Below are 17727 nucleotides of genomic sequence, written 5' to 3' on the forward strand. Positions count from 1 at the left end.
TTCATCTGGTAGGCTCGGCAGATTACGCCTTCAGACTCATGCGCAAAAGGTACAGTTAATGACGAACAATCGCCGCGCCGTTTTCCTCGACCACAGCTCGCTTGACCTGGGCGACCTTGACCTCAGTGGCTTGCAGCAGTGTTTCGATGACTTGCAACTGCAATCGCTGACCACCCCTGATAACGTCGTTGAACGGCTGCAAGGCGCCAGCGTGGCTATCAGCAACAAAGTCCTGCTCAACGCCACCACCCTCAAGGCCTGCCCGGACCTGAAGCTGATACTGATCGCCGCCACCGGCACCAACAACGTGGATCTGCTCGCCGCCCGTGCCCAAGGGATTACCGTGAGCAACTGCCAGGGCTACGGCACGCCATCGGTGGCGCAGCACACCCTCATGTTGCTGCTCAACCTCGCCACCCGCCTGGGCGACTATCAGAAAGCCGTCGGTGAAGGTCGCTGGCAGCAAGCCAGACAGTTCTGCCTGCTGGACTACCCGATCGTCGAACTGCAAGGCAAGACCCTCGGCCTGCTCGGTCATGGCGAACTGGGTGGCGCGGTTGCCCGGCTGGCCGAAGCCTTTGGCATGCGGGTCATCACGGGCCAGATTCCCGGACGCCCGGCGCGCGCCGACCGTGTGCCGCTGGATGAACTGCTCGCGCAGGTCGACGCCCTGACCTTGCATTGCCCGCTCAACGAACACACTCGCCACTTCATTGGAGCGCGCGAGTTGGCGCTGCTCAAACCAGGCGCCTTTGTGGTCAACACCGCGCGCGGTGGCCTGATCGACGAACAGGCCCTGGCCGATGCCTTGCGCAGTGGTCATCTGGGGGGCGCGGCAACCGACGTGCTGAGCGTCGAACCGCCGACCGCAGGCAACCCCCTGCTGGCCAACGACATTCCCCGCTTGATCGTGACCCCGCACAATGCCTGGGGCAGCCGCGAGGCTCGGCAACGGATCGTTGGCCAATTGAGCGAGAACGCCCACGGTTTTTTCAGCGGTACAGCGCTGCGGGTCGTCAGTTGATAAACTGCCGCACTTTTTTTCAAGGAGCAGGTTATGGATCCGCGCAGTGAAGTACTGCTTCGCCAGGCCGAATTGTTTCAAGGCCCATTGCTACTGGCCGGTTTGCCTGCCGACGACTTGCTCGGCAAATTGCCCAAGGCCCACGGCTGGTGCTGGCATGCCGGCGATCAGGCGGCCCTGGATGCGCGCTTTGCCGAGCGCAGCCATTTTGGCGTGAATGCCCCGAGCCGCGAATTTGAAACGGCCGTGGTATTCCTGCCCAAATCCAAGGACCTGACCGATTACATCCTCAACGCCCTCGCCTCGCGCCTGGCCGGTCGTGAACTGTACCTGGTGGGTGAAAAACGCAGCGGCATCGAGGGCGCCGCCAAGCAGCTGAACCCTTTTGGCAAACCGCGCAAGCTCGACAGCGCGCGGCATTGCCAGCTCTGGCAAGTGACCGTGGCCAACGCGCCGCAGGCCAAATCACTGGAGAGCCTGGCGCAAACCTATGAGTTGCCACTGGCCGAAGGCCCGCTGACAGTCATCAGCCTGCCGGGCGTGTTCAGCCATGGTCGCCTGGATCGCGGCAGCGCCCTGCTGCTTGAACACCTGGACAAACTGCCCAGCGGTCACTTGCTGGACTTCGGTTGCGGTGCTGGCGTTCTGGGGGCGGCGGTGAAACGTCGTTATCCGCACAACACCGTCACCTTGCTGGACGTCGATGCGTTCGCCGCTGCCAGCAGCCGCCTGACACTGGCCGCCAACGGCCTGGAAGCCGAGGTACTGACCGGTGATGGCATCGACGCCGCACCCATGGGTTTGAGCGCGATCCTGAGCAATCCACCGTTCCATGTCGGGGTCCATACCGATTACTTCGCCACGGAAAATCTGCTGCGAAAAGCAGCCAAACATCTGAAAAATGGTGGCGAACTTCGCCTGGTAGCCAATAGCTTCCTGAAGTACCAGCCGCTGATTGAAGAGCATCTTGGCGCCTGTTCGATCAAGGCTGAAGGACAGGGTTTCCGCATCTACCGAGCCAAGCGCGGTTGAACACCCGGGTGAAAAAGAACGCTTGCCGAATGGATTTTGCCTAGGCAGAATCCGCTCCGTCCTAGGGGAGTAGTCTCCCACGAGCGCCATGCTCGTCCGGCATACGTCAACATACTTGATCCTCAGATCATGGCGTATGCGACCCAAGCGTCCGCACAGACGGACCGCAGGGTTTGACAAGACCTATGACACGCACACCTTACCCGGGGCGGGAAGGTTGTACGTGTCATAGCCGTGTCGACCCGCCCCTTAGGAATGCCCTGATGCTGGATTCTCTACTCGTTCCCACCGCAGTCGTTGCCTTGGCCGAAATCGGCGACAAGACACAACTGCTCGCTCTCATTCTCGCCGCCCGCTTTCGCAAACCCTGGCCGATCATCGCCGGTATCGTCGCTGCGACCCTGGCCAACCATGCCGCCGCCGGTGCCGTCGGTACCTGGTTCGGCAGCTTCTTTTCGGATTCGGTGCTGCACTGGATCCTTGCCGCCAGCTTTGCCGCCACCGCGCTGTGGACCCTGGTGCCGGACAAGATGGACGACGACGAGGCCAGCACGGCCCGCAAATTCGGACCGTTCCTCACCACGCTGATTGCATTCTTCCTGGCGGAAATCGGTGACAAGACCCAGATCGCTACCGTAATGCTCGCGGCGCAATACCCGGAGCTGTGGCTGGTGATTATCGGCACCACTCTCGGCATGCTGATCGCCAACGTGCCGGTGGTCCTGGCCGGTAACTTTGCCGCGGACAAACTGCCCCTGACCCTGATCCGCCGCCTGGCGGCGTCGGCGTTCTTCATCCTGGCCATTGTTGCGGTGTACAAGGCCATGCAGAGCAGTGGCTGGGTTTAAAGCAGCCTTGGAGCGAGCCCATACCTGTGGCGAGGGAGATGGCTTCCGTCAGCCAGTCCTTGCGCGGACAGAGCCGTCATGAAAAGGCTGAATGTGCTCTATCAGACACACCATGAGTGACGGGATGGGGGACCGCCTTGCGGTCCAGCGGGAGCAAGCTCCCTCGCCACAAGAGCTGGATTGCCTCAGCTCTTGTGGCGTACCTCAAGCCATCAGGACTTCTTGGCGTTCAGATAGAGCGGCATGACTTTCGGGATTGCGGCCTGCAGCGACTCGATCCGGCTGCTGGAAGCCGGGTGAGTGCTCATGAACTCAGGCGGCGAACCTCCGGAGACCTTGCTCATTTTGTTCCACAGGGTGATCGCTGCGTTCGGGTTGTAGCCGGCGCGCGCGGCCAGTTCCAGGCCGATCAGGTCGGCTTCGTTTTCGTTGGCGCGACTGTTGGGCAAGGTCATGCCGTAGTTGGCCACGGTATCGGCCAGCGCCAGGGTATCCTGGCCCAGGCCGAGCAACACGCCAGCGCCCTGCTTGGCCATTTCAATGCCATAGGCCTTGGACATCGCTTCACGACCGTGCTCGCGCAAGGCGTGGGCGATTTCATGGCCCATGATCGCGGCAATTTCGTCGTCGGTGAGTTTGAGCTTGTCGATCAGCCCGGTGTAGAAAATGATCTTGCCGCCGGGGCCGCAATTGGCGTTGAGTTCGTCACTCTTGATCAGGTTGACTTCCCACTTCCATTGCGCCGAATCCGGGCGAAAGTTCGGTGCCTGTGCGATCAGGCGCGTGGCGATGGCATCGACCCGCCTGGCATCGCTGCTGGTCTGGTCCAGCACGCCTTTTTTGCCCGCCTCGCCCACTGTCTTCTGGTAGGACTGGGCATACATCTGGTTGACCTCATCGGTCGACAGCATGCTGAACATCCACTGCGAGCGCTCCACACCCACGGCGCCACCGCTGGTGGTGTTGACCGACTGACAGCCAGCGATCAGCAAACTGGCACCCAGCGCACACAAAACCCAACTTTTACTCATGAAAGCTCTCCCTGAAAACATGGCGCGTATCGTAGGCGGTGTGCTGTATCTACGCCAGATGCAACAGACGTGTAACACGCCATTTCCCGCCCAGCCCGATCCCCCAAGTCTCAATCTGTTTATAAAACACCCCTCGGCCAACGGCATCAAGGCCCGACACCGGTCTCGATGCGACACATCCGGGCCAAAAACAGTCATTCGTGAAATTTCCGCTCATGGACCGCCATCCCCCCGCCGATAAAGCTCGGCAGATGCCCTCCTGCGTCCGGAGCCTTTATGAAATTCAAGTCGATTCAGTTTTCCGTCGCCGCACTTGCCGGCGCCATCGTGCTCAGCGTGGTGGTTGCGCTGGTGCTGTACGCGCTGTTTGCCGGTGCACGCACCCAGGAAATGGTCCAGCAGCGGACCCAGGCCCAGTTCGAGCAAGTCATCGAGCAACGCCTGCGCGGCCTGGCACAGACCCAGGTCAGCCAGATCCAGCGCGAACTGGAAGCGCCGCTGTTGATTGCCGGCGGTCTGGTGCGGGTCAACACACTGATCGGCTCCCAGGATGCCGAGGGCAAGCCCGTGTTGAGTCTCAGCCGTGAGCAACTGGTCAGCCTGATCAAGGAAAACGTCGCAAAGAACCCGAAGATTCTCGGCACCTACATCGGCTGGGAACCCAATGCACTGGATCACAACGACGCAGCCTATGTTGGCAGCAAGGACATCGGGGTCGACGCCAGCACCGGACGCTTCCTGCCGTGGTGGTTCCGCAATGATGACGGCAGCCTGGGCCTGGATAAACTGGCGGATGTGAACGACCGCACCGTGCTGTCCACCGGCGTGCGCGCCAGTGAGTACTACCTGTGCTCCCAGGAGAGTAAAAAATCCTGCGTGATCGACCCCGCCCCCTACAAGGTCGGCGACAAGATCGTCATGCTCGCCTCCTTCATCGAACCGATCATGCTCAACGGCACCTTTCAGGGCATTGTCGGCGCCGACCTGTCGGTGAACTTCATTCAGGACATGCTCCTGGCCGCCAACCAGAAGCTGTACAACGGTGCCGGTGAAATGGCCCTGATTGGCGGCAACCAGCGCCTGGTGGCCTACACCAAGGACCCAAGCAAGTTCGGCGAAAAAGTCAGCAACATATTGGACGCCAATCAGTTGGCCAACCTGGGCAACCTCAGTCGCGGCGAAGTGACCTACAACGTCGATAAAACCAACGGCAAGATCGAACTGTACCTGCCGTTCGGCATCGGCCAGACCGACGCGCGCTGGACCCTGCTGCTGCAATTGCCGCTGAACGCCGTGATGGCCGATCTGCAACAACTGCAGGGCGACCTGAACAGCCAGCGCAAGGCCGACACGTTTGGCATGGCCATGGTCGGTCTGGTGATTGCCGGTCTCGGCCTGCTGGTGATCTGGCTCGTAGGCCACGGCATCGCCCGACCGCTGAAGCAGATGGTGGCGATGCTCGATGACATCGCCCAGGGCGAAGGTGACCTGACCCGTCGCCTGACCAGCGACCGCGCCGACGAACTCGGCTCGATCGCCAAGGGCTTCAACACCTTCCTGGCAAAACTGCAGGCGATGATCACCCAGGTGGTGACCTCGGTGCAGAGCGTCAGCGACTCATCCGAACACACCGCGGACATCGCCATTCGCACCAACCTGGGCGTGCACAAGCAAATGGCCGAGATCGATCAGGTGGCCACTGCCGTGCAGGAAATGACCGCGACCGCCCAGGACGTGGCACGCAATGCAACCCAGGCCGCGCAGGCCGCCAGCCACGCCGATCAGGCGGCCACCCAGGGCATGCAGATCGTGCGCGACACCTCGGTCTCGATTGGCGCCCTGGCGGTGGAAATCGGCAATGCCGTCGGCGTGGTGCAAACCCTGGCCAAGGACAGCGAAAACATCAATGCGATCCTGACCGCCATTCGCGGGATTGCCGAGCAGACCAACCTGCTGGCCTTGAACGCCGCCATTGAAGCGGCACGGGCCGGCGAGCAGGGCCGCGGCTTTGCGGTAGTGGCCGATGAAGTGCGCAACCTGGCGCAGAAGACCCAGCAGGCCACCGAAGAAATCCAGTCGATGATTCAACAGTTGCAGCAAGGCACACGCGATGTGGTGCGGGTGATGGAAGACAGCCAGAACAGAACCGACGAAAGCGTGCAACACGCTGCCAGGGCGGCGCAGGCGCTGGAGACCATTACCCGGGCCGTGTCCGTGATCAACGACATGAACACCCAGATCGCCAGCGCCGCCGAAGAACAAAGCGCGGTGGCCGACGACATCAACCGCAACGTGATCAATATCGGTCAGGTGGCCAATGAAGTGGCCGGCGGCGCGGATGAATCGAGTGCGGCCAGTGCGGACCTGACCAAGCTGGCCGAGCAGCAGCGACGGTTGATCAATCAGTTCAAGGTTTAACTGAAGGTCCATGGGTGCGACGCAGAGCGTCACGGGATGCATTCCCACACGGAGCGTGGGAATGATCGGCCAGATTGCGAAAAATTCAACCCGGGGTCAGGCACTCCGGTGCATTGAGCTTCGGATCATTCACCAGGTTCGCCAGCACCCGCTCGCGCAAGGCGGCAGGCTCGCTGGCGAGCAGCGCCTGCAGGCCGTGCAGCGGGGTTTCTGGGTTGAGCCAGGCTTCCTGCCCTGCCGCATCGAGAATCAACGGCCGGCGTTGGCTGGCCGCGGCCTGAGTCACCACCGCCGTACTCAACCAGACCTGCTCCTGCACCGGATACGCTTCCCAGATCGCGGCAAAAAACAATGCCGAACCTTCTCCCGGCGTCAGCCAGTACGGGCGCTTGCGGGTGGTACCGCGCCATTCGTAGAAGCCGTTGGCCGGTAACAGGCAACGGCGCAGGCGCAAGGCCTCGCGAAACATCGGCTGCTCGGCAACGGTTTCCGCCCGGGCATGGGCTGGGGTCTTCGACAGATCGGTCAGCCACGCCGGCGTCAAGCCCCAGCGGGCGCGCGCGAGGGTACGCTGGCCCGCCTCGGCGCGCAGGATCAGCACCGAATCATTGGGCGAAATATTCCACTGCGCCTGCTGATCGGCCGGAAAACCGGGCAAGGCCGCAAACGCGGGGTTCCAACGAAACAGGGCAAAACGTCCACACATGAGGCAACACGACTCTTGATCAAACGAACACCAGCCTAACAGACCAGCACGCCGGGGAAGCTATCCGGTTCGTCACCGGGCAGCGGCAGAGCGGCATTGTAGGCCGCAATCAGCTCTCGGGCGTACTGAGCCTGGTCATTGTCCACCGCCAGGCCCAGCAGCCCAAACGCCGGCAACTCACCCGTGCCACCGAGCAAATCGCGCCCCACCAGGTGCGCTTCCACGCCTTCGCTGGCCAGCATGCCTTGCAGCAACTCACCTTCCATCAGGTTTTCCGGTTCGTAGATGCGCTGCATAAAAGCCACCCCTCACTCGTTTTCGCTGTGAACTTCGAGCAACCACTCATGACCGTCGGTCTGCAGAACAAAGGTGATGGGGCGACAGCACACTGGACAGTCCTCGATATACGTCTGGTCACCGCCAGATAAATCCAGAACAGCCTCCACTTCTTCACCACAGTAAGGGCATTCATAGCGCTCGGTTTCCAGCATCACGGTCTCCCAAGTGACTTGTGCGTATAATCGCCGGTCTATTTGCAGGGCTATTTTTGTTTGAGCTGCTTTTTCAGACCGTACCCTGTGTGGATTCGATCCGATCCATTACTTACCCTAGCCGTTTCTAACAAGAGAGCATGATGGGCGAATTCGATGCCATCCGACCTTACGACGACAGCGAAGTCCCGGCAGTGCTGGCACGGCTGCTGAGCGACAAGGCGTTTCTAGATATCCTCACCCACTTTCGCTTCCCGCGCTTTGCCGGCGCCCTGGGCTGGATGCTCAAACCACTTATAGCTCATCGGCTGCGCCGAGAGTTTGCGGGTGTCACCTCGGTTGCAACGCTGCAGGACAAGGTCGAGTGCTATGTCGACCACACCATCGAGCGCGCTACCGACGGCGTGACCTACACCGGCGTCGAGCAATTCAAGTCCGGCAGCGCCTATCTGTTTCTGGCCAACCATCGCGATATCGTGATGGACCCGGCGTTCGTCAACTACGCGATCTACCACGCCGGCCTGCCCACGCCGCGAATCGCCATTGGCGACAACCTGCTGCAAAAGCCCTTCGTCAGCGACCTGATGCGCCTGAACAAGAGCTTTATCGTGCACCGCTCCATTACCGGCCGGCGCGAAAAGATGGCGGCGTATCAGTTGCTGTCGGCGTACATCAACCACTCGATCCGCAACGATTGCGCCTCGATCTGGATCGCCCAGGCCGAAGGCCGCGCCAAGGACGGAGACGATCGCACCGAGTCGGCGATCCTCAAGATGTTTCACATGAGCCGCAAGGACGAGCCGTTCGGCGAAGTCATCCAGTCGCTGAACCTGACCCCGGTCTCGATCAGCTACGAGTACGACCCGTGCGACCAGGCCAAGGCCCGCGAGCTGTACATTCGCGCCACCACCGGCAGTTACACCAAGGCACCGGGCGAGGACGATGTGAGCATCGCCAAGGGCATTACCGGCTACAAGGGCCGGGTCCACGTCAACTTTGCAGCGCCCATCACCGAGCTGTTCGACGACACCAAGCAATTGGCGGTCGAGATGGACAAGCAGATCCTCGGCGGTTACCGGTTGTTCCCGGTGCACTACCTGGCGTACGCCCAGTGGAGCGACGCCGACCCACAATTGCAGGTGCCGAAGGCTGCCGATCTGTTCCCGGCCGAAGAACTGGCCAAGGCCGGGCAAGAATGGCAAAGCCGCCTCGACGCCTGCCCCGAGGAACACCGCCCGTTCCTGGTGCTGCAATACGCGACACCGGTGCGCAATCAGTACCGGGTCAAGGCGGGTTTACCGCTGTAAGGCTTGGGCTTCAAACAAAAACGGCGCCCCTCGGGGCGCCGTTCTTGTTTTCCCGGGACAGGCTCCCGGCCACCGTCAGATCCGCGTACTGATCCACGACACCAGCAACGCCAGGCCCAGGCAGGCAAAGCCGAACGCGTAGAAAACGCGGTTCATGCGCAGGGTTGCGATGCTCGACAAGTGCACCTGCGTGTCGGCATCCGCACGCCCGGCCTGCGCGGCGAGGCTGGCCCGGGCCTGCTGCTCGCGACGACGGGTCGCGTGCAACAACCAGCCACCGGGGCAGGCCACCAGCAGCGCGAAGACATTGATCAGTTTGGCGGGGTGAGCGGTAAACAACGACCAGATCATTTGCAACGACATCGTGAACCTCATGCGAAACGGGGCATACGGGACATCGAAACAACACCCGCAGCGCGGATTCTACCCAAAGCCCTGCTCCCTGCCCTCGCTTTCCGACAAAAAACCGCCCATTCGCCCGACTCATGCCCTGCGTCACGTCTTCGTCATCTAAACACGCCAAGCTGTCGCCCCTCAAAACCGACACGGAGCTTGTCATGCTGCACGCCGAAAACCAGGATCGCCTTTACCTCATCACCCCGACCGACGAACAACAAACCCTCGTCGGCAGCCTGGCCTTCAACGTTCAAGACCGCCACTGGCTCGTCTACTGCGCCCTGGGCGGACACCAGCATCCCGACCTGCCGGAAACCGACCTGCTGACCGGCGTCAGCGTACTGGACTTCTACTCGCAAGCCGCGTGAAGACAGTTACTGACGCATCTGGGTGAATACAGGGTGTGCCTGATCAGCTATCAGGCCGCCTACACGTACAAGCGAAATACCCTGCCCCGCCCCAAAAAAAGACAAACCAACGTACACCCGCCCCACCACTCAACAGGCCGAGCGTTAGCTCGCCTGCCGCTCTTGCTCTGGCTCTTGATCTTGATCCACCCGCCCGGCAGGCCGAGCGCAGGCGTTCATCAGGGGAATGGCGCGCAGCGCCGTTCGGCGCAGCCGAACACATCGAGAGGAGGTCGAGCGAAGCCGACCGGAGGCGATGCCCCCTGAGGAATGCCGGAGTCGAGGGAACCCCGAGCCTCGGCGAGGGGCCGGACGCTCGGGGCGAAGCGTTTTTTTGCTTACTTTTTTTAGGCGCTTGTAAAAAAAGTGAGTCGCCGTCAGGCGAAACCATAAGTCGCCATGACCGCAGCAACGGATATGTACACCGCACCCGCAAGAGAATGCCCGCCTGTCAGGCCGCCTTCGCGGGCAAGCCCGCTCCCACAGGCATACCTACGCAAGAGAATGACCAGCTGTCAGGCCGCCTTCGCGGACAAGCCCGCTCCCACAAATCATTCAACAGAATCAAAAAAACCCGGCTCATCACTGAAACCGGGCTTCTTCAGACACACCGCAAACCGTTACTCGCCCAAGACCTGACCCACAGTCGGATCCTTGAACAGACGAGTCAACGCATCACTCAAGACATCACCGACCAGCTTGGTGTTGGTCTCCTGATTCGGCGCCATACCAAAACGCTGATCCAGCGACGCACCGTAACGACCGCTATAGCGACGGTTGGCATTCTGCACATCAGAACGGAAAGTCGCACCGATGGTCGCCTCGGTCACATACATGCCTTCTTTAGGCGACTGATACTTCAGCTCGACCAAGGTCACGGTCAACTGCGGCGCGTTGTAGGCATTGGCCGTCGGCGTGAAACCCAACAGACGCACAGCCGCTTCAGCCTGGGCCTGCAACTTCGGCAGGATCTGCGCGCTTTGCACCGTAATCGCACTGGTTTCCGGGTACAGGCCGCCACGGGTGCCCAAGGTAGGCGACGGACGACCGTCAACCACCTTCACCACGACTGGCTGACCATGACCGACCGGTGCCAGCTGAGTCGTCAGTTTCGGCTCCGGGGCTAGTTGCTGCGGGCTGTGGGCGCAGCCAACCAGGGTCAAGCTGGTCACAGTGATCAAACCGAACAACAGGCGTTGCAACATGCGCTTCTCTCCAGAATCAGGCACAAACAGAGCGGCAGTATAGCGGGGGCCACTCGCTTCAAACCAGCGACCCTGAACATGGGCTGAAGACTTGCGCAATGTTACGCCGAGCGAGCCCCTGGTAACCCGAGCGTCATGCCACACTGCTAACGTCAACGCTGTTACCGTTCGAGGGCATTGCCATGCAGTTTCTCTGGTCGCTGTTTGCTCCACACCGTAATTTCCGCAGCTTCGTCCGGCTCGACAGCAACGACTGCTGCCTGGCATTCAAGCACTGTCATGTACCGCCAATGGGCGACGGTTGGGTGGAAATCAACGAGATTCGCCCCCATTGGTTGCACCAGCCCCTACCCGCCAGCGCCCGCCTGACCCCATGCATTGCTCGCGCACGGTTGCACCGCGTGCTGGCCACCTGACCGAACGGCTAATAAAAGTCATTAAACACGACCATTTCCCTGCGTTTCTTCGCTACAATCTCCCCCCGATTATAAGGACGTCTCCTGATCGGGCCTCGCAGCATCGCTAATACTCGCGTATTGGCTCCCCCGCACCGCCCACAGAGAGCCGCCCACACAGATCGAGTGAAGCTGGCGAGCTTGCTGTTTACCCTGCAAACCACCACTTTTCGCGCATCTGCCAGAGCTGTCATGACGCTCGGTCACTGAGCTGTTTGCCCGTTTTGCCTGCCATGTAACCCATGCTGGCAATCTATCCTCGGGCCCGGTGCCAGGCGCAGATAGCCCTTTTTTGAGGTTCACGTCTTCAAAAGAGCGTGAAAAAACGGGTTTTCACAACTTCACAAGAGTGTGGCGAGCAAATGAATAGTTTTGCGTCTGAACATGCACCATTAGCGTCTACAACAGCCCAATTACACAGGACCGAGCACTCCTCAAGAACCGGGGCCTGAAGCCTGTCCGCTACGGATTTGGTTGCACAAACAGACGTATCGACCATAAGTCGAATTGCCTCCCGCGCGCTGAAGTGAGTTCATAGGAACCCTGAAGCCGGTGGGTAGCGTCTGTCGAAGTTGCGAAAAATTGCGAAGATTCGGACATGGCGATCCTGGCCATGGGTGACCCGGGGCACAACAGAACATGCCCTGTAACTCCTGGCAGCTATGCCGACAATTTGGTGCTGCAGATTTTGGAGACGCGTTAAATGGCGCATAACGAAGCAGTCGACGTGGTACTGGTTGGGGCGGGCATCATGAGTGCCACCCTCGCCGTGCTGCTCAAAGAGCTCGACCCCGCGATCAAGCTGGAAGTCGTCGAGCTGATGGATTCCGGTGCCGCGGAGAGTTCCAACCCGTGGAACAACGCCGGTACCGGTCACGCCGGGCTGTGTGAGCTGAACTACACGCCACAGGCCGCTGACGGCAGCGTCGACATCAAGAAAGCCGTGCACATCAACACCCAGTTCGAGGTGTCGAAGCAGTTCTGGTCGTACCTGACCAAAAAAGGCACCTTCGGCTCGTCGAAATCCTTTATCAGCCCGGTCCCGCACCTGAGCTTCGTGCAGGGTGACGCTGGCGTCTCGTTCCTCAAGGAACGGTTCAAAGTGCTGAGCAGGCACCACGCCTTCGCGGACATGGAATACACCGAAGACAAGGCAACAATGGCGCAGTGGATGCCATTGATGATGCCTGGTCGCCCGGCTGATGAAACCGTCGCCGCGACCCGTGTGATCAATGGTACCGACGTCAACTTCGGCGCCCTGACCAATCAGCTGCTCAAGCACCTGACCAGCGCACCCGATGCCCAGGTCAAGTACTGCAAGCGCGTGACCGGTCTCAAGCGTAACGCCAACGGCTGGACCGTCAGCATCAAGGACGTCAACAGCGGCAACACCCGTGATGTCGATGCCAAATTCGTCTTCCTCGGCGCCGGCGGCGCGGCCTTGCCGCTGTTGCAAGCCTCGGGCATCGAAGAAAGCAAAGGCTTCGGCGGCTTCCCGATCAGCGGCCAGTGGCTACGTTGCGACAACCCGGAAGTGGTCAAGCACCACCAGGCCAAGGTCTATAGCCAGGCAGCCGTCGGTTCGCCGCCGATGTCGGTGCCGCACCTGGACACCCGCGTGGTTGATGGCAAGAAATCCCTGCTGTTCGGACCTTATGCCGGCTTCACCACCAAGTTCCTCAAGCACGGTTCGTTCATGGACCTGCCGATGTCGGTACGCGCCGGCAACATCGGCCCGATGCTGGCGGTCGCGAAGAACAACATGGACCTGACCAAGTACCTGGTCAGCGAAGTGATGCAATCGATGGAACAACGCCTGGAATCGCTGCGTCGCTTCTACCCTGAGGCCAAGGCCGAAGACTGGCGCCTGGAAGTTGCAGGCCAGCGTGTGCAGATCATCAAGAAAGACCCGAAAAAGGGCGGCGTCCTGCAGTTCGGCACCGAACTGGTGGCGGCCAAGGACGGTTCTCTTGCGGCCTTGCTCGGCGCTTCGCCGGGTGCCTCGGTGACCGTTTCGATCATGCTTGAGCTGATCGAAAAATGCTTCCCGAACAAAGCCTCCGGTGAATGGGCTGCCAAACTGGCAGAAATCTTCCCGGCCCGGGAAAAGGTTCTGGAAACCGACGCTGCGCTGTATCGCAAGATCAACACGCAGAACAATGTCGCACTGGAACTGGTAGAAGAAAGCAGCGAGACCCCAAGCTTCGCTTGATCCTCGCCCATGAAAAACGCCCCGTTCTCCTTGAGAGCGGGGCGTTTTTTTTGCCGCTTCGAAAACCTTAGCCGCGTGCTTTGCGGATCAGTTCGATGTAGTCCTCGGCATTGCGCTGGTCCGAGACCAGGGCAATGAAGTCATTACCGTGCTCATCCTTGCCATCGAAGTCATGGCCAGCCTCGACAAAGAACACCAGAAAGCGCTCGAAATCGTCGATACGCAGGCCCCGGTAGGCCTTGATCAGCTTGTGCAGGGACGGTGAGGTTGCGTCAGCCGGCTCGAAATCGAGGAACAACTTGATCTGCGCATCGCCGATCTCGTCACCAATCAACTGCTTCTTATCTTTACGCATTGCCGACTCCAGCTCGCAGACATTTCACGGGGTCGGCAGTTTACCCCTGCCCTGACCCAAGCCTCAACGACCAACCTTCAACGCGAACGCACGGCCCCGGTGTGCAGATCCGCCCAGACATGGCCATTGCCATAGCTGAGGAACTGGCAATACACCGTCCCGCTGCGCAGCAAGTCGATCACCACCCGGTACTGGGCCATTGGGTAATACAAGGTGAGGGTCTTGGCCTGCTCGTCGTAGATCGGCTTTTTCAGGCTTTTGCTTTCGCCATCAAAGTTCACCAGCACCTGACTGATGCTCGCCCCTTTGTTCATGGCTTTGCCTTTGAGGCGAATCGTCAGGGGGGAAGTGATCGGAATCGGTTGCTGGCTGGACTGGCGCTGGCTGCCGACCACCACCGAATACTCGGTGACCTGCAGCAATTGCTGCTGCTCGGGCGGCGTATCACGCAGGGTCAGGTCATCGGGAGGCAGAAACTGCCCGTGCATCAGCGCGGGGGCGGCCGCCAGCGGCAGGCTGACGCTCAATAGCAGCGCGGCGCAACTGCGAATCAAAAGGCTCATGACGGGCTCCAGAATGCGGCTGAGCACTCTAGCATGGGCGCCAGGGCATCAGACAAAGCAAAAGACCGCAGCCTGCGGGTTTGCGCAGACTGCGGTCTTCTGAAGGCCCTTGGGGGTCTTACATGCCTTTAACGGCGTAGATCCCGTTGGCGTTGCGCCAGTAACCCTTGTAGTCCATGCCGTAACCGAAGATGTAACGGTCGATGCATGGCAGGCCGACGAAGTCCGCCTTGAGATCAGGGCGCGCCTTGCGGTCGTGGTCCTTGTCGATCAGTACGGCGGTGTGGACCTTGCGGGCGCCGGCGTGTTTGCAGAAGTCGATGATCGCGCCCAGGGTGTGACCTTCGTCGAGAATGTCGTCGATGATCAGCACGTCACGGTCGATGAACGACACTTCCGGCTTGGCTTTCCAGAACAGGTCGCCGCCGCTGGTTTCGTTGCGATAGCGGGTCGCGTGCAGGTAGGAAGCTTCCAGCGGGAACTTCAGATGAGTCAGCAGCTTTCCGGAGAAAATCAGGCCGCCGTTCATGACACAGAACACCACCGGATTGCTGTCAGCCAGTTGTTCGTTGATGTGTGCACCGACGCGGGCGATGGCCGCCTCGACTTCAGCTTCGGTGTACAGGCAGTCAGCCTCTCGCATGATTTGACGGATATGCTCGAGATCAGCGGACATGGCGCTCTCCAAGGGGGTGGCGGATTCGGAAAAGCGGGCAAAGGTACGCATCCAGACGAGCCAGATCAAGCGTTTCTGGACTAACGTACTGTATGTCTATAGGACAACACCCTCGGATAGATTAATCTAGGCCGGTTTTTTTGCCCGCCGCCGGAGCCTTTCCCTATGCCCATCCGTGAGATCCGCCACCCGCTGATCCGACACAAACTTGGCCTTATGCGCCGCGCAGACATTAGCACGAAGAATTTCCGTGAGCTTGCTCAGGAAGTCGGTGCACTGCTGACCTACGAGGCTACCAAAGACCTGCCCCTTGAATCCTATGACATCGAGGGCTGGTGCGGCACCGTTTCGGTCGAGAAAATCGCCGGTAAGAAGATTACCGTCGTGCCGATCCTGCGCGCCGGCATCGGCATGCTCGAAGGTGTCCTGAGCCTGATCCCGGGCGCCAAAGTCAGCGCCGTGGGCGTGGCGCGCAACGAGGAAACCCTCGAAGCGCACACCTATCTGGAGAAGCTGGTTCCGGAGATCGACGAACGGTTGGCCATGATCATCGACCCGATGCTCGCCACTGGCGGCTCGATGGTCGCGACCATCGACCTGCTGAAAAAGGCCGGCTGCAAGGACATCTGCGCCATGGTCCTGGTGGCCGCCCCCGAAGGCATCGCCGTGGTAGAGAAGGCTCACCCGGACGTGACCATCTACACCGCCTCCATCGATCAGAAACTGAACGAACATGGCTACATCATTCCTGGGCTTGGCGATGCTGGCGACAAGATCTTCGGCACCAAGCAGAAGGACGCGTGAACATGCAGGATGAGTTCAACGATCCGCTCTGGCGCCAGGTGTTGTCGGGTGCGCAGATGCTGTTCGTGGCGTTTGGCGCCCTGGTGTTGATGCCGCTGATTACCGGCCTCGACCCCAATGTCGCGCTGTTCACGGCGGGCCTGGGGACCATTTTGTTCCAGGTCGTGACCGGACGTCAGGTCCCGGTGTTCCTGGCGTCGAGCTTTGCCTTCATCACCCCGATCATTCTCGCCAAGGGCCAGTTCGGCCTGGCAGCGACCATGGGCGGGGTCATGGCGGCCGGTTTCGTCTACACCTTCCTGGGCCTGGCCGTGAAGATCAAGGGCACCGGGTTCATCGACCGCTTGCTGCCGCCGGTGGTCATTGGCCCGGTTATCATCTCGATCGGCCTGGCCATGGCACCGATTGCCGCAAACATGGCCATGGGCAAGGCCGGCGACGGTACCGAGCTGATTCATTACCAGACGGCAATGATGATCTCCATGCCGGCGCTGCTGACCACCCTGATCGTGGCGGTGTTCGGCAAAGGTATCTTCCGCCTGGTGCCGATCATCTCCGGCGTGCTGGTCGGGTTTGGCATGGCGTTTTTCTTCGGTGTCGTCGATACCGCGAAGATCGCCGCCGCGCCCTGGTTCGCGCTGCCGCAATTCACCGCACCCGAGTTCAACTGGCAGGCGATTCTGTTCATTGTCCCGGTGGCCCTGGCTCCGGCCATCGAACACATCGGTGGCGTGATCGCGGTCGGCAGTGTGACCGGTCGCGACTACCTGAAAAAGCCTGGCCTGCACCGCACGCTGTTTGGTGACGGTATCGCCACCACCGCAGCCGGCCTGCTCGGCGGCCCGCCCAACACCACCTACGCCGAAGTCACGGGCGCGGTGATGCTGACCAAGAACTACAACCCGAAGATCATGACCTGGGCGGCGATCTTTGCCATGAGCCTGGCGTTCATCGGCAAGTTCGGCGCGCTGCTGCAAAGCATTCCAGTACCCGTCATGGGCGGGATTCTGTGCCTGTTGTTCGGTTCGATCGCGGCGGTGGGGATGAACACCATGATCCGCCACAAGATCGACCTGGGCGAAGCGCGCAACCTGGTGATTGTCTCGGTCACGCTGGTATTCGGGATTGGCGGTGTGCTGGTCGGTACCGGTACCGGTCCGGATGACTTCGGCCTCAAGGGCATCGCGTTGTGCGCCGTCGTGGCGATTGCGTTGAACCTGATCCTGCCGGGGAATGACGGCTGGAAGAAAAAACTGCCGGATGAGCCGTTGTTGTAACCGGCGACTCAATCCCCTGTGGCGAGGGAGCTTGCTCCCGCTGGGTCGCGAAGCGGCCCCAAAATCCTTGCAATCCATGAAGATTTTGTGAGTGCTGCGCACTCAAGCGGGAGCAAGCTCCCTCGCCACGACACGCCCGCCGTCACTTCAATGCGTGCACCTACACAGCGATCGATGCCCTTTCACACAACCTCGCGGAACTGCGTTGAACCTGATCCTGCGGGGGAATGATGGCTGGAAAAAACTGCCGGATGAGCCGTTGTTGTAACCGGCGACTCAATCCTCTGTGGCGAGGGAGCTTGCTCCCGCTGGGTCGCGAAGCGGCCCCAAAATCCTGCAATCCATGAAGATTTTGTGAGTGCTGCGCACTCAAGCGGGAGCAAGCTCCCTCGCCACAACACGCCCGCCGTCACTTCAATGCGTGCGCCTACACAGCGATCGGCGCCCTTTCACACAACCTCGCGGAACTGCGTTGAACCTGATCCTGCGGGGGAATGATGGCTGGAAAAAACTGCCGGAT

The 17727-nt window shown here is 60.5% G+C and carries 19 protein-coding genes and 1 riboswitch; of the genes, 10 read left to right on the forward strand and 9 right to left on the reverse strand.

What is annotated here, in order from left to right:
* Positions 1-58: 58 nt before the first annotated feature.
* The 3 genes from AC3WQN_RS13575 to AC3WQN_RS13585 all read left to right on the forward strand — a co-directional run bounded on the left by AC3WQN_RS13575 (position 59) and on the right by AC3WQN_RS13585 (position 2904).
* Positions 59-1024, forward strand: a complete 966-nt coding sequence (locus tag AC3WQN_RS13575) for a 2-hydroxyacid dehydrogenase (RefSeq protein ID WP_103400818.1) — start codon at positions 59-61, stop codon at positions 1022-1024.
* 33 nt (positions 1025-1057) lie between these two features.
* Complete coding sequence (locus AC3WQN_RS13580) at positions 1058-2056, forward strand: methyltransferase (RefSeq protein ID WP_103400819.1); 999 nt, start codon at positions 1058-1060, stop codon at positions 2054-2056.
* Positions 2057-2107: 51 nt separating this feature from the next.
* Positions 2108-2231: riboswitch (yybP-ykoY riboswitch) on the forward strand.
* 88 nt (positions 2232-2319) lie between these two features.
* A complete protein-coding gene (locus AC3WQN_RS13585; protein ID WP_103400820.1) occupies positions 2320-2904 on the forward strand; it encodes a TMEM165/GDT1 family protein in 585 nt (194 codons plus the stop codon).
* A gap of 212 nt (positions 2905-3116) precedes the next feature.
* Here AC3WQN_RS13585 and AC3WQN_RS13590 read toward each other — a convergent pair whose 3' ends face one another.
* Positions 3117-3935: a M48 family metallopeptidase gene (locus AC3WQN_RS13590; RefSeq protein ID WP_103400821.1), complete on the reverse strand. Its 819-nt coding sequence runs from the start codon at positions 3933-3935 to the stop codon at positions 3117-3119.
* Between the two features lie 276 nt (positions 3936-4211).
* Here AC3WQN_RS13590 and AC3WQN_RS13595 point away from each other — a divergent pair, with 276 nt between their 5' ends.
* A complete protein-coding gene (locus tag AC3WQN_RS13595; RefSeq protein WP_103402385.1) occupies positions 4212-6353 on the forward strand; it encodes a methyl-accepting chemotaxis protein in 2142 nt (713 codons plus the stop codon).
* 85 nt (positions 6354-6438) lie between these two features.
* Here the strand turns inward: AC3WQN_RS13595 and AC3WQN_RS13600 are convergent, their stop codons facing one another.
* From AC3WQN_RS13600 to AC3WQN_RS13610, 3 genes are read right to left on the reverse strand one after another with little or no spacing between them, the layout of a single operon-like run.
* Entirely contained in the window at positions 6439-7059 is a 621-nt protein-coding gene (locus AC3WQN_RS13600; RefSeq protein WP_103402386.1) for an SOS response-associated peptidase, read from the reverse strand.
* A 35-nt stretch (positions 7060-7094) separates the two neighbouring features.
* Positions 7095-7355, reverse strand: coding sequence for a putative signal transducing protein (locus AC3WQN_RS13605; RefSeq protein ID WP_095079744.1), 261 nt, complete (start codon positions 7353-7355; stop codon positions 7095-7097).
* 12 nt (positions 7356-7367) lie between these two features.
* The gene (locus AC3WQN_RS13610; RefSeq protein WP_052967976.1) at positions 7368-7550 is read right to left on the reverse strand and encodes a CPXCG motif-containing cysteine-rich protein; all 183 of its coding nucleotides are present in this window, start codon (positions 7548-7550) and stop codon (positions 7368-7370) included.
* A gap of 140 nt (positions 7551-7690) precedes the next feature.
* Between AC3WQN_RS13610 and AC3WQN_RS13615 the strand changes: the two genes are divergently transcribed.
* Positions 7691-8857, forward strand: a complete 1167-nt coding sequence (locus AC3WQN_RS13615) for a 1-acyl-sn-glycerol-3-phosphate acyltransferase (RefSeq protein WP_103402387.1) — start codon at positions 7691-7693, stop codon at positions 8855-8857.
* Between the two features lie 75 nt (positions 8858-8932).
* On the opposite strand, the gene AC3WQN_RS13620 is transcribed toward AC3WQN_RS13615, so the two are convergent.
* Positions 8933-9220, reverse strand: coding sequence for a hypothetical protein (locus AC3WQN_RS13620; RefSeq protein WP_095079741.1), 288 nt, complete (start codon positions 9218-9220; stop codon positions 8933-8935).
* 194 nt (positions 9221-9414) lie between these two features.
* Here AC3WQN_RS13620 and AC3WQN_RS13625 point away from each other — a divergent pair, with 194 nt between their 5' ends.
* Positions 9415-9621: a hypothetical protein gene (locus AC3WQN_RS13625; RefSeq protein ID WP_095146698.1), complete on the forward strand. Its 207-nt coding sequence runs from the start codon at positions 9415-9417 to the stop codon at positions 9619-9621.
* A gap of 659 nt (positions 9622-10280) precedes the next feature.
* Here the strand turns inward: AC3WQN_RS13625 and AC3WQN_RS13630 are convergent.
* Complete coding sequence (locus AC3WQN_RS13630) at positions 10281-10865, reverse strand: YajG family lipoprotein (protein WP_103402366.1); 585 nt, start codon at positions 10863-10865, stop codon at positions 10281-10283.
* A 182-nt stretch (positions 10866-11047) separates the two neighbouring features.
* On the opposite strand from AC3WQN_RS13630, the gene AC3WQN_RS13635 reads away from it, so the two are divergent.
* Both AC3WQN_RS13635 and mqo read left to right on the forward strand, forming a co-directional pair.
* Positions 11048-11281, forward strand: a complete 234-nt coding sequence (locus AC3WQN_RS13635; RefSeq protein ID WP_103402365.1) for a hypothetical protein — start codon at positions 11048-11050, stop codon at positions 11279-11281.
* A gap of 742 nt (positions 11282-12023) precedes the next feature.
* Complete coding sequence (gene mqo, locus AC3WQN_RS13640) at positions 12024-13532, forward strand: malate dehydrogenase (quinone) (RefSeq protein ID WP_095146700.1); 1509 nt, start codon at positions 12024-12026, stop codon at positions 13530-13532.
* 67 nt (positions 13533-13599) lie between these two features.
* Here mqo and AC3WQN_RS13645 read toward each other — a convergent pair whose 3' ends face one another.
* From AC3WQN_RS13645 to AC3WQN_RS13655, 3 genes are all read right to left on the reverse strand, one after another.
* Entirely contained in the window at positions 13600-13887 is a 288-nt protein-coding gene (locus AC3WQN_RS13645) for a PA4642 family protein (RefSeq protein ID WP_103402364.1), read from the reverse strand.
* Between the two features lie 77 nt (positions 13888-13964).
* Complete coding sequence (locus AC3WQN_RS13650) at positions 13965-14450, reverse strand: hypothetical protein (protein ID WP_103402363.1); 486 nt, start codon at positions 14448-14450, stop codon at positions 13965-13967.
* 118 nt (positions 14451-14568) lie between these two features.
* Positions 14569-15126 carry a hypoxanthine-guanine phosphoribosyltransferase gene (locus tag AC3WQN_RS13655; RefSeq protein WP_095080052.1) on the reverse strand — a complete coding sequence of 186 codons (558 nt, stop codon included), beginning with the start codon at positions 15124-15126 and terminating at the stop codon, positions 14569-14571.
* 165 nt (positions 15127-15291) lie between these two features.
* Between AC3WQN_RS13655 and upp the strand changes: the two genes are divergently transcribed.
* Positions 15292-15930 carry a uracil phosphoribosyltransferase gene (gene upp / locus AC3WQN_RS13660; protein WP_095079728.1) on the forward strand — a complete coding sequence of 213 codons (639 nt, stop codon included), beginning with the start codon at positions 15292-15294 and terminating at the stop codon, positions 15928-15930.
* Positions 15931-15932: 2 nt separating this feature from the next.
* Complete coding sequence (locus tag AC3WQN_RS13665) at positions 15933-17207, forward strand: uracil-xanthine permease family protein (RefSeq protein WP_103402362.1); 1275 nt, start codon at positions 15933-15935, stop codon at positions 17205-17207.
* Positions 17208-17727 lie beyond the last annotated feature (520 nt).

Source organism: Pseudomonas sp. FW300-N1A1 (genome assembly GCF_058789115.1).

Coding starts and splice junctions, on each gene's coding strand:
- AC3WQN_RS13575 (WP_103400818.1), top strand. CDS start 59: ATGACGAACAATCGCCGCGCCGTTTTCCTCGACCACAGCTCGCTTGAC.
- AC3WQN_RS13580 (WP_103400819.1), top strand. CDS start 1,058: ATGGATCCGCGCAGTGAAGTACTGCTTCGCCAGGCCGAATTGTTTCAA.
- AC3WQN_RS13585 (WP_103400820.1), top strand. CDS start 2,320: ATGCTGGATTCTCTACTCGTTCCCACCGCAGTCGTTGCCTTGGCCGAA.
- AC3WQN_RS13590 (WP_103400821.1), bottom strand. CDS start 3,935: ATGAGTAAAAGTTGGGTTTTGTGTGCGCTGGGTGCCAGTTTGCTGATC.
- AC3WQN_RS13595 (WP_103402385.1), top strand. CDS start 4,212: ATGAAATTCAAGTCGATTCAGTTTTCCGTCGCCGCACTTGCCGGCGCC.
- AC3WQN_RS13600 (WP_103402386.1), bottom strand. CDS start 7,059: ATGTGTGGACGTTTTGCCCTGTTTCGTTGGAACCCCGCGTTTGCGGCC.
- AC3WQN_RS13605 (WP_095079744.1), bottom strand. CDS start 7,355: ATGCAGCGCATCTACGAACCGGAAAACCTGATGGAAGGTGAGTTGCTG.
- AC3WQN_RS13610 (WP_052967976.1), bottom strand. CDS start 7,550: ATGCTGGAAACCGAGCGCTATGAATGCCCTTACTGTGGTGAAGAAGTG.
- AC3WQN_RS13615 (WP_103402387.1), top strand. CDS start 7,691: ATGATGGGCGAATTCGATGCCATCCGACCTTACGACGACAGCGAAGTC.
- AC3WQN_RS13620 (WP_095079741.1), bottom strand. CDS start 9,220: ATGTCGTTGCAAATGATCTGGTCGTTGTTTACCGCTCACCCCGCCAAA.
- AC3WQN_RS13625 (WP_095146698.1), top strand. CDS start 9,415: ATGCTGCACGCCGAAAACCAGGATCGCCTTTACCTCATCACCCCGACC.
- AC3WQN_RS13630 (WP_103402366.1), bottom strand. CDS start 10,865: ATGTTGCAACGCCTGTTGTTCGGTTTGATCACTGTGACCAGCTTGACC.
- AC3WQN_RS13635 (WP_103402365.1), top strand. CDS start 11,048: ATGCAGTTTCTCTGGTCGCTGTTTGCTCCACACCGTAATTTCCGCAGC.
- mqo (WP_095146700.1), top strand. CDS start 12,024: ATGGCGCATAACGAAGCAGTCGACGTGGTACTGGTTGGGGCGGGCATC.
- AC3WQN_RS13645 (WP_103402364.1), bottom strand. CDS start 13,887: ATGCGTAAAGATAAGAAGCAGTTGATTGGTGACGAGATCGGCGATGCG.
- AC3WQN_RS13650 (WP_103402363.1), bottom strand. CDS start 14,450: ATGAGCCTTTTGATTCGCAGTTGCGCCGCGCTGCTATTGAGCGTCAGC.
- AC3WQN_RS13655 (WP_095080052.1), bottom strand. CDS start 15,126: ATGTCCGCTGATCTCGAGCATATCCGTCAAATCATGCGAGAGGCTGAC.
- upp (WP_095079728.1), top strand. CDS start 15,292: ATGCCCATCCGTGAGATCCGCCACCCGCTGATCCGACACAAACTTGGC.
- AC3WQN_RS13665 (WP_103402362.1), top strand. CDS start 15,933: ATGCAGGATGAGTTCAACGATCCGCTCTGGCGCCAGGTGTTGTCGGGT.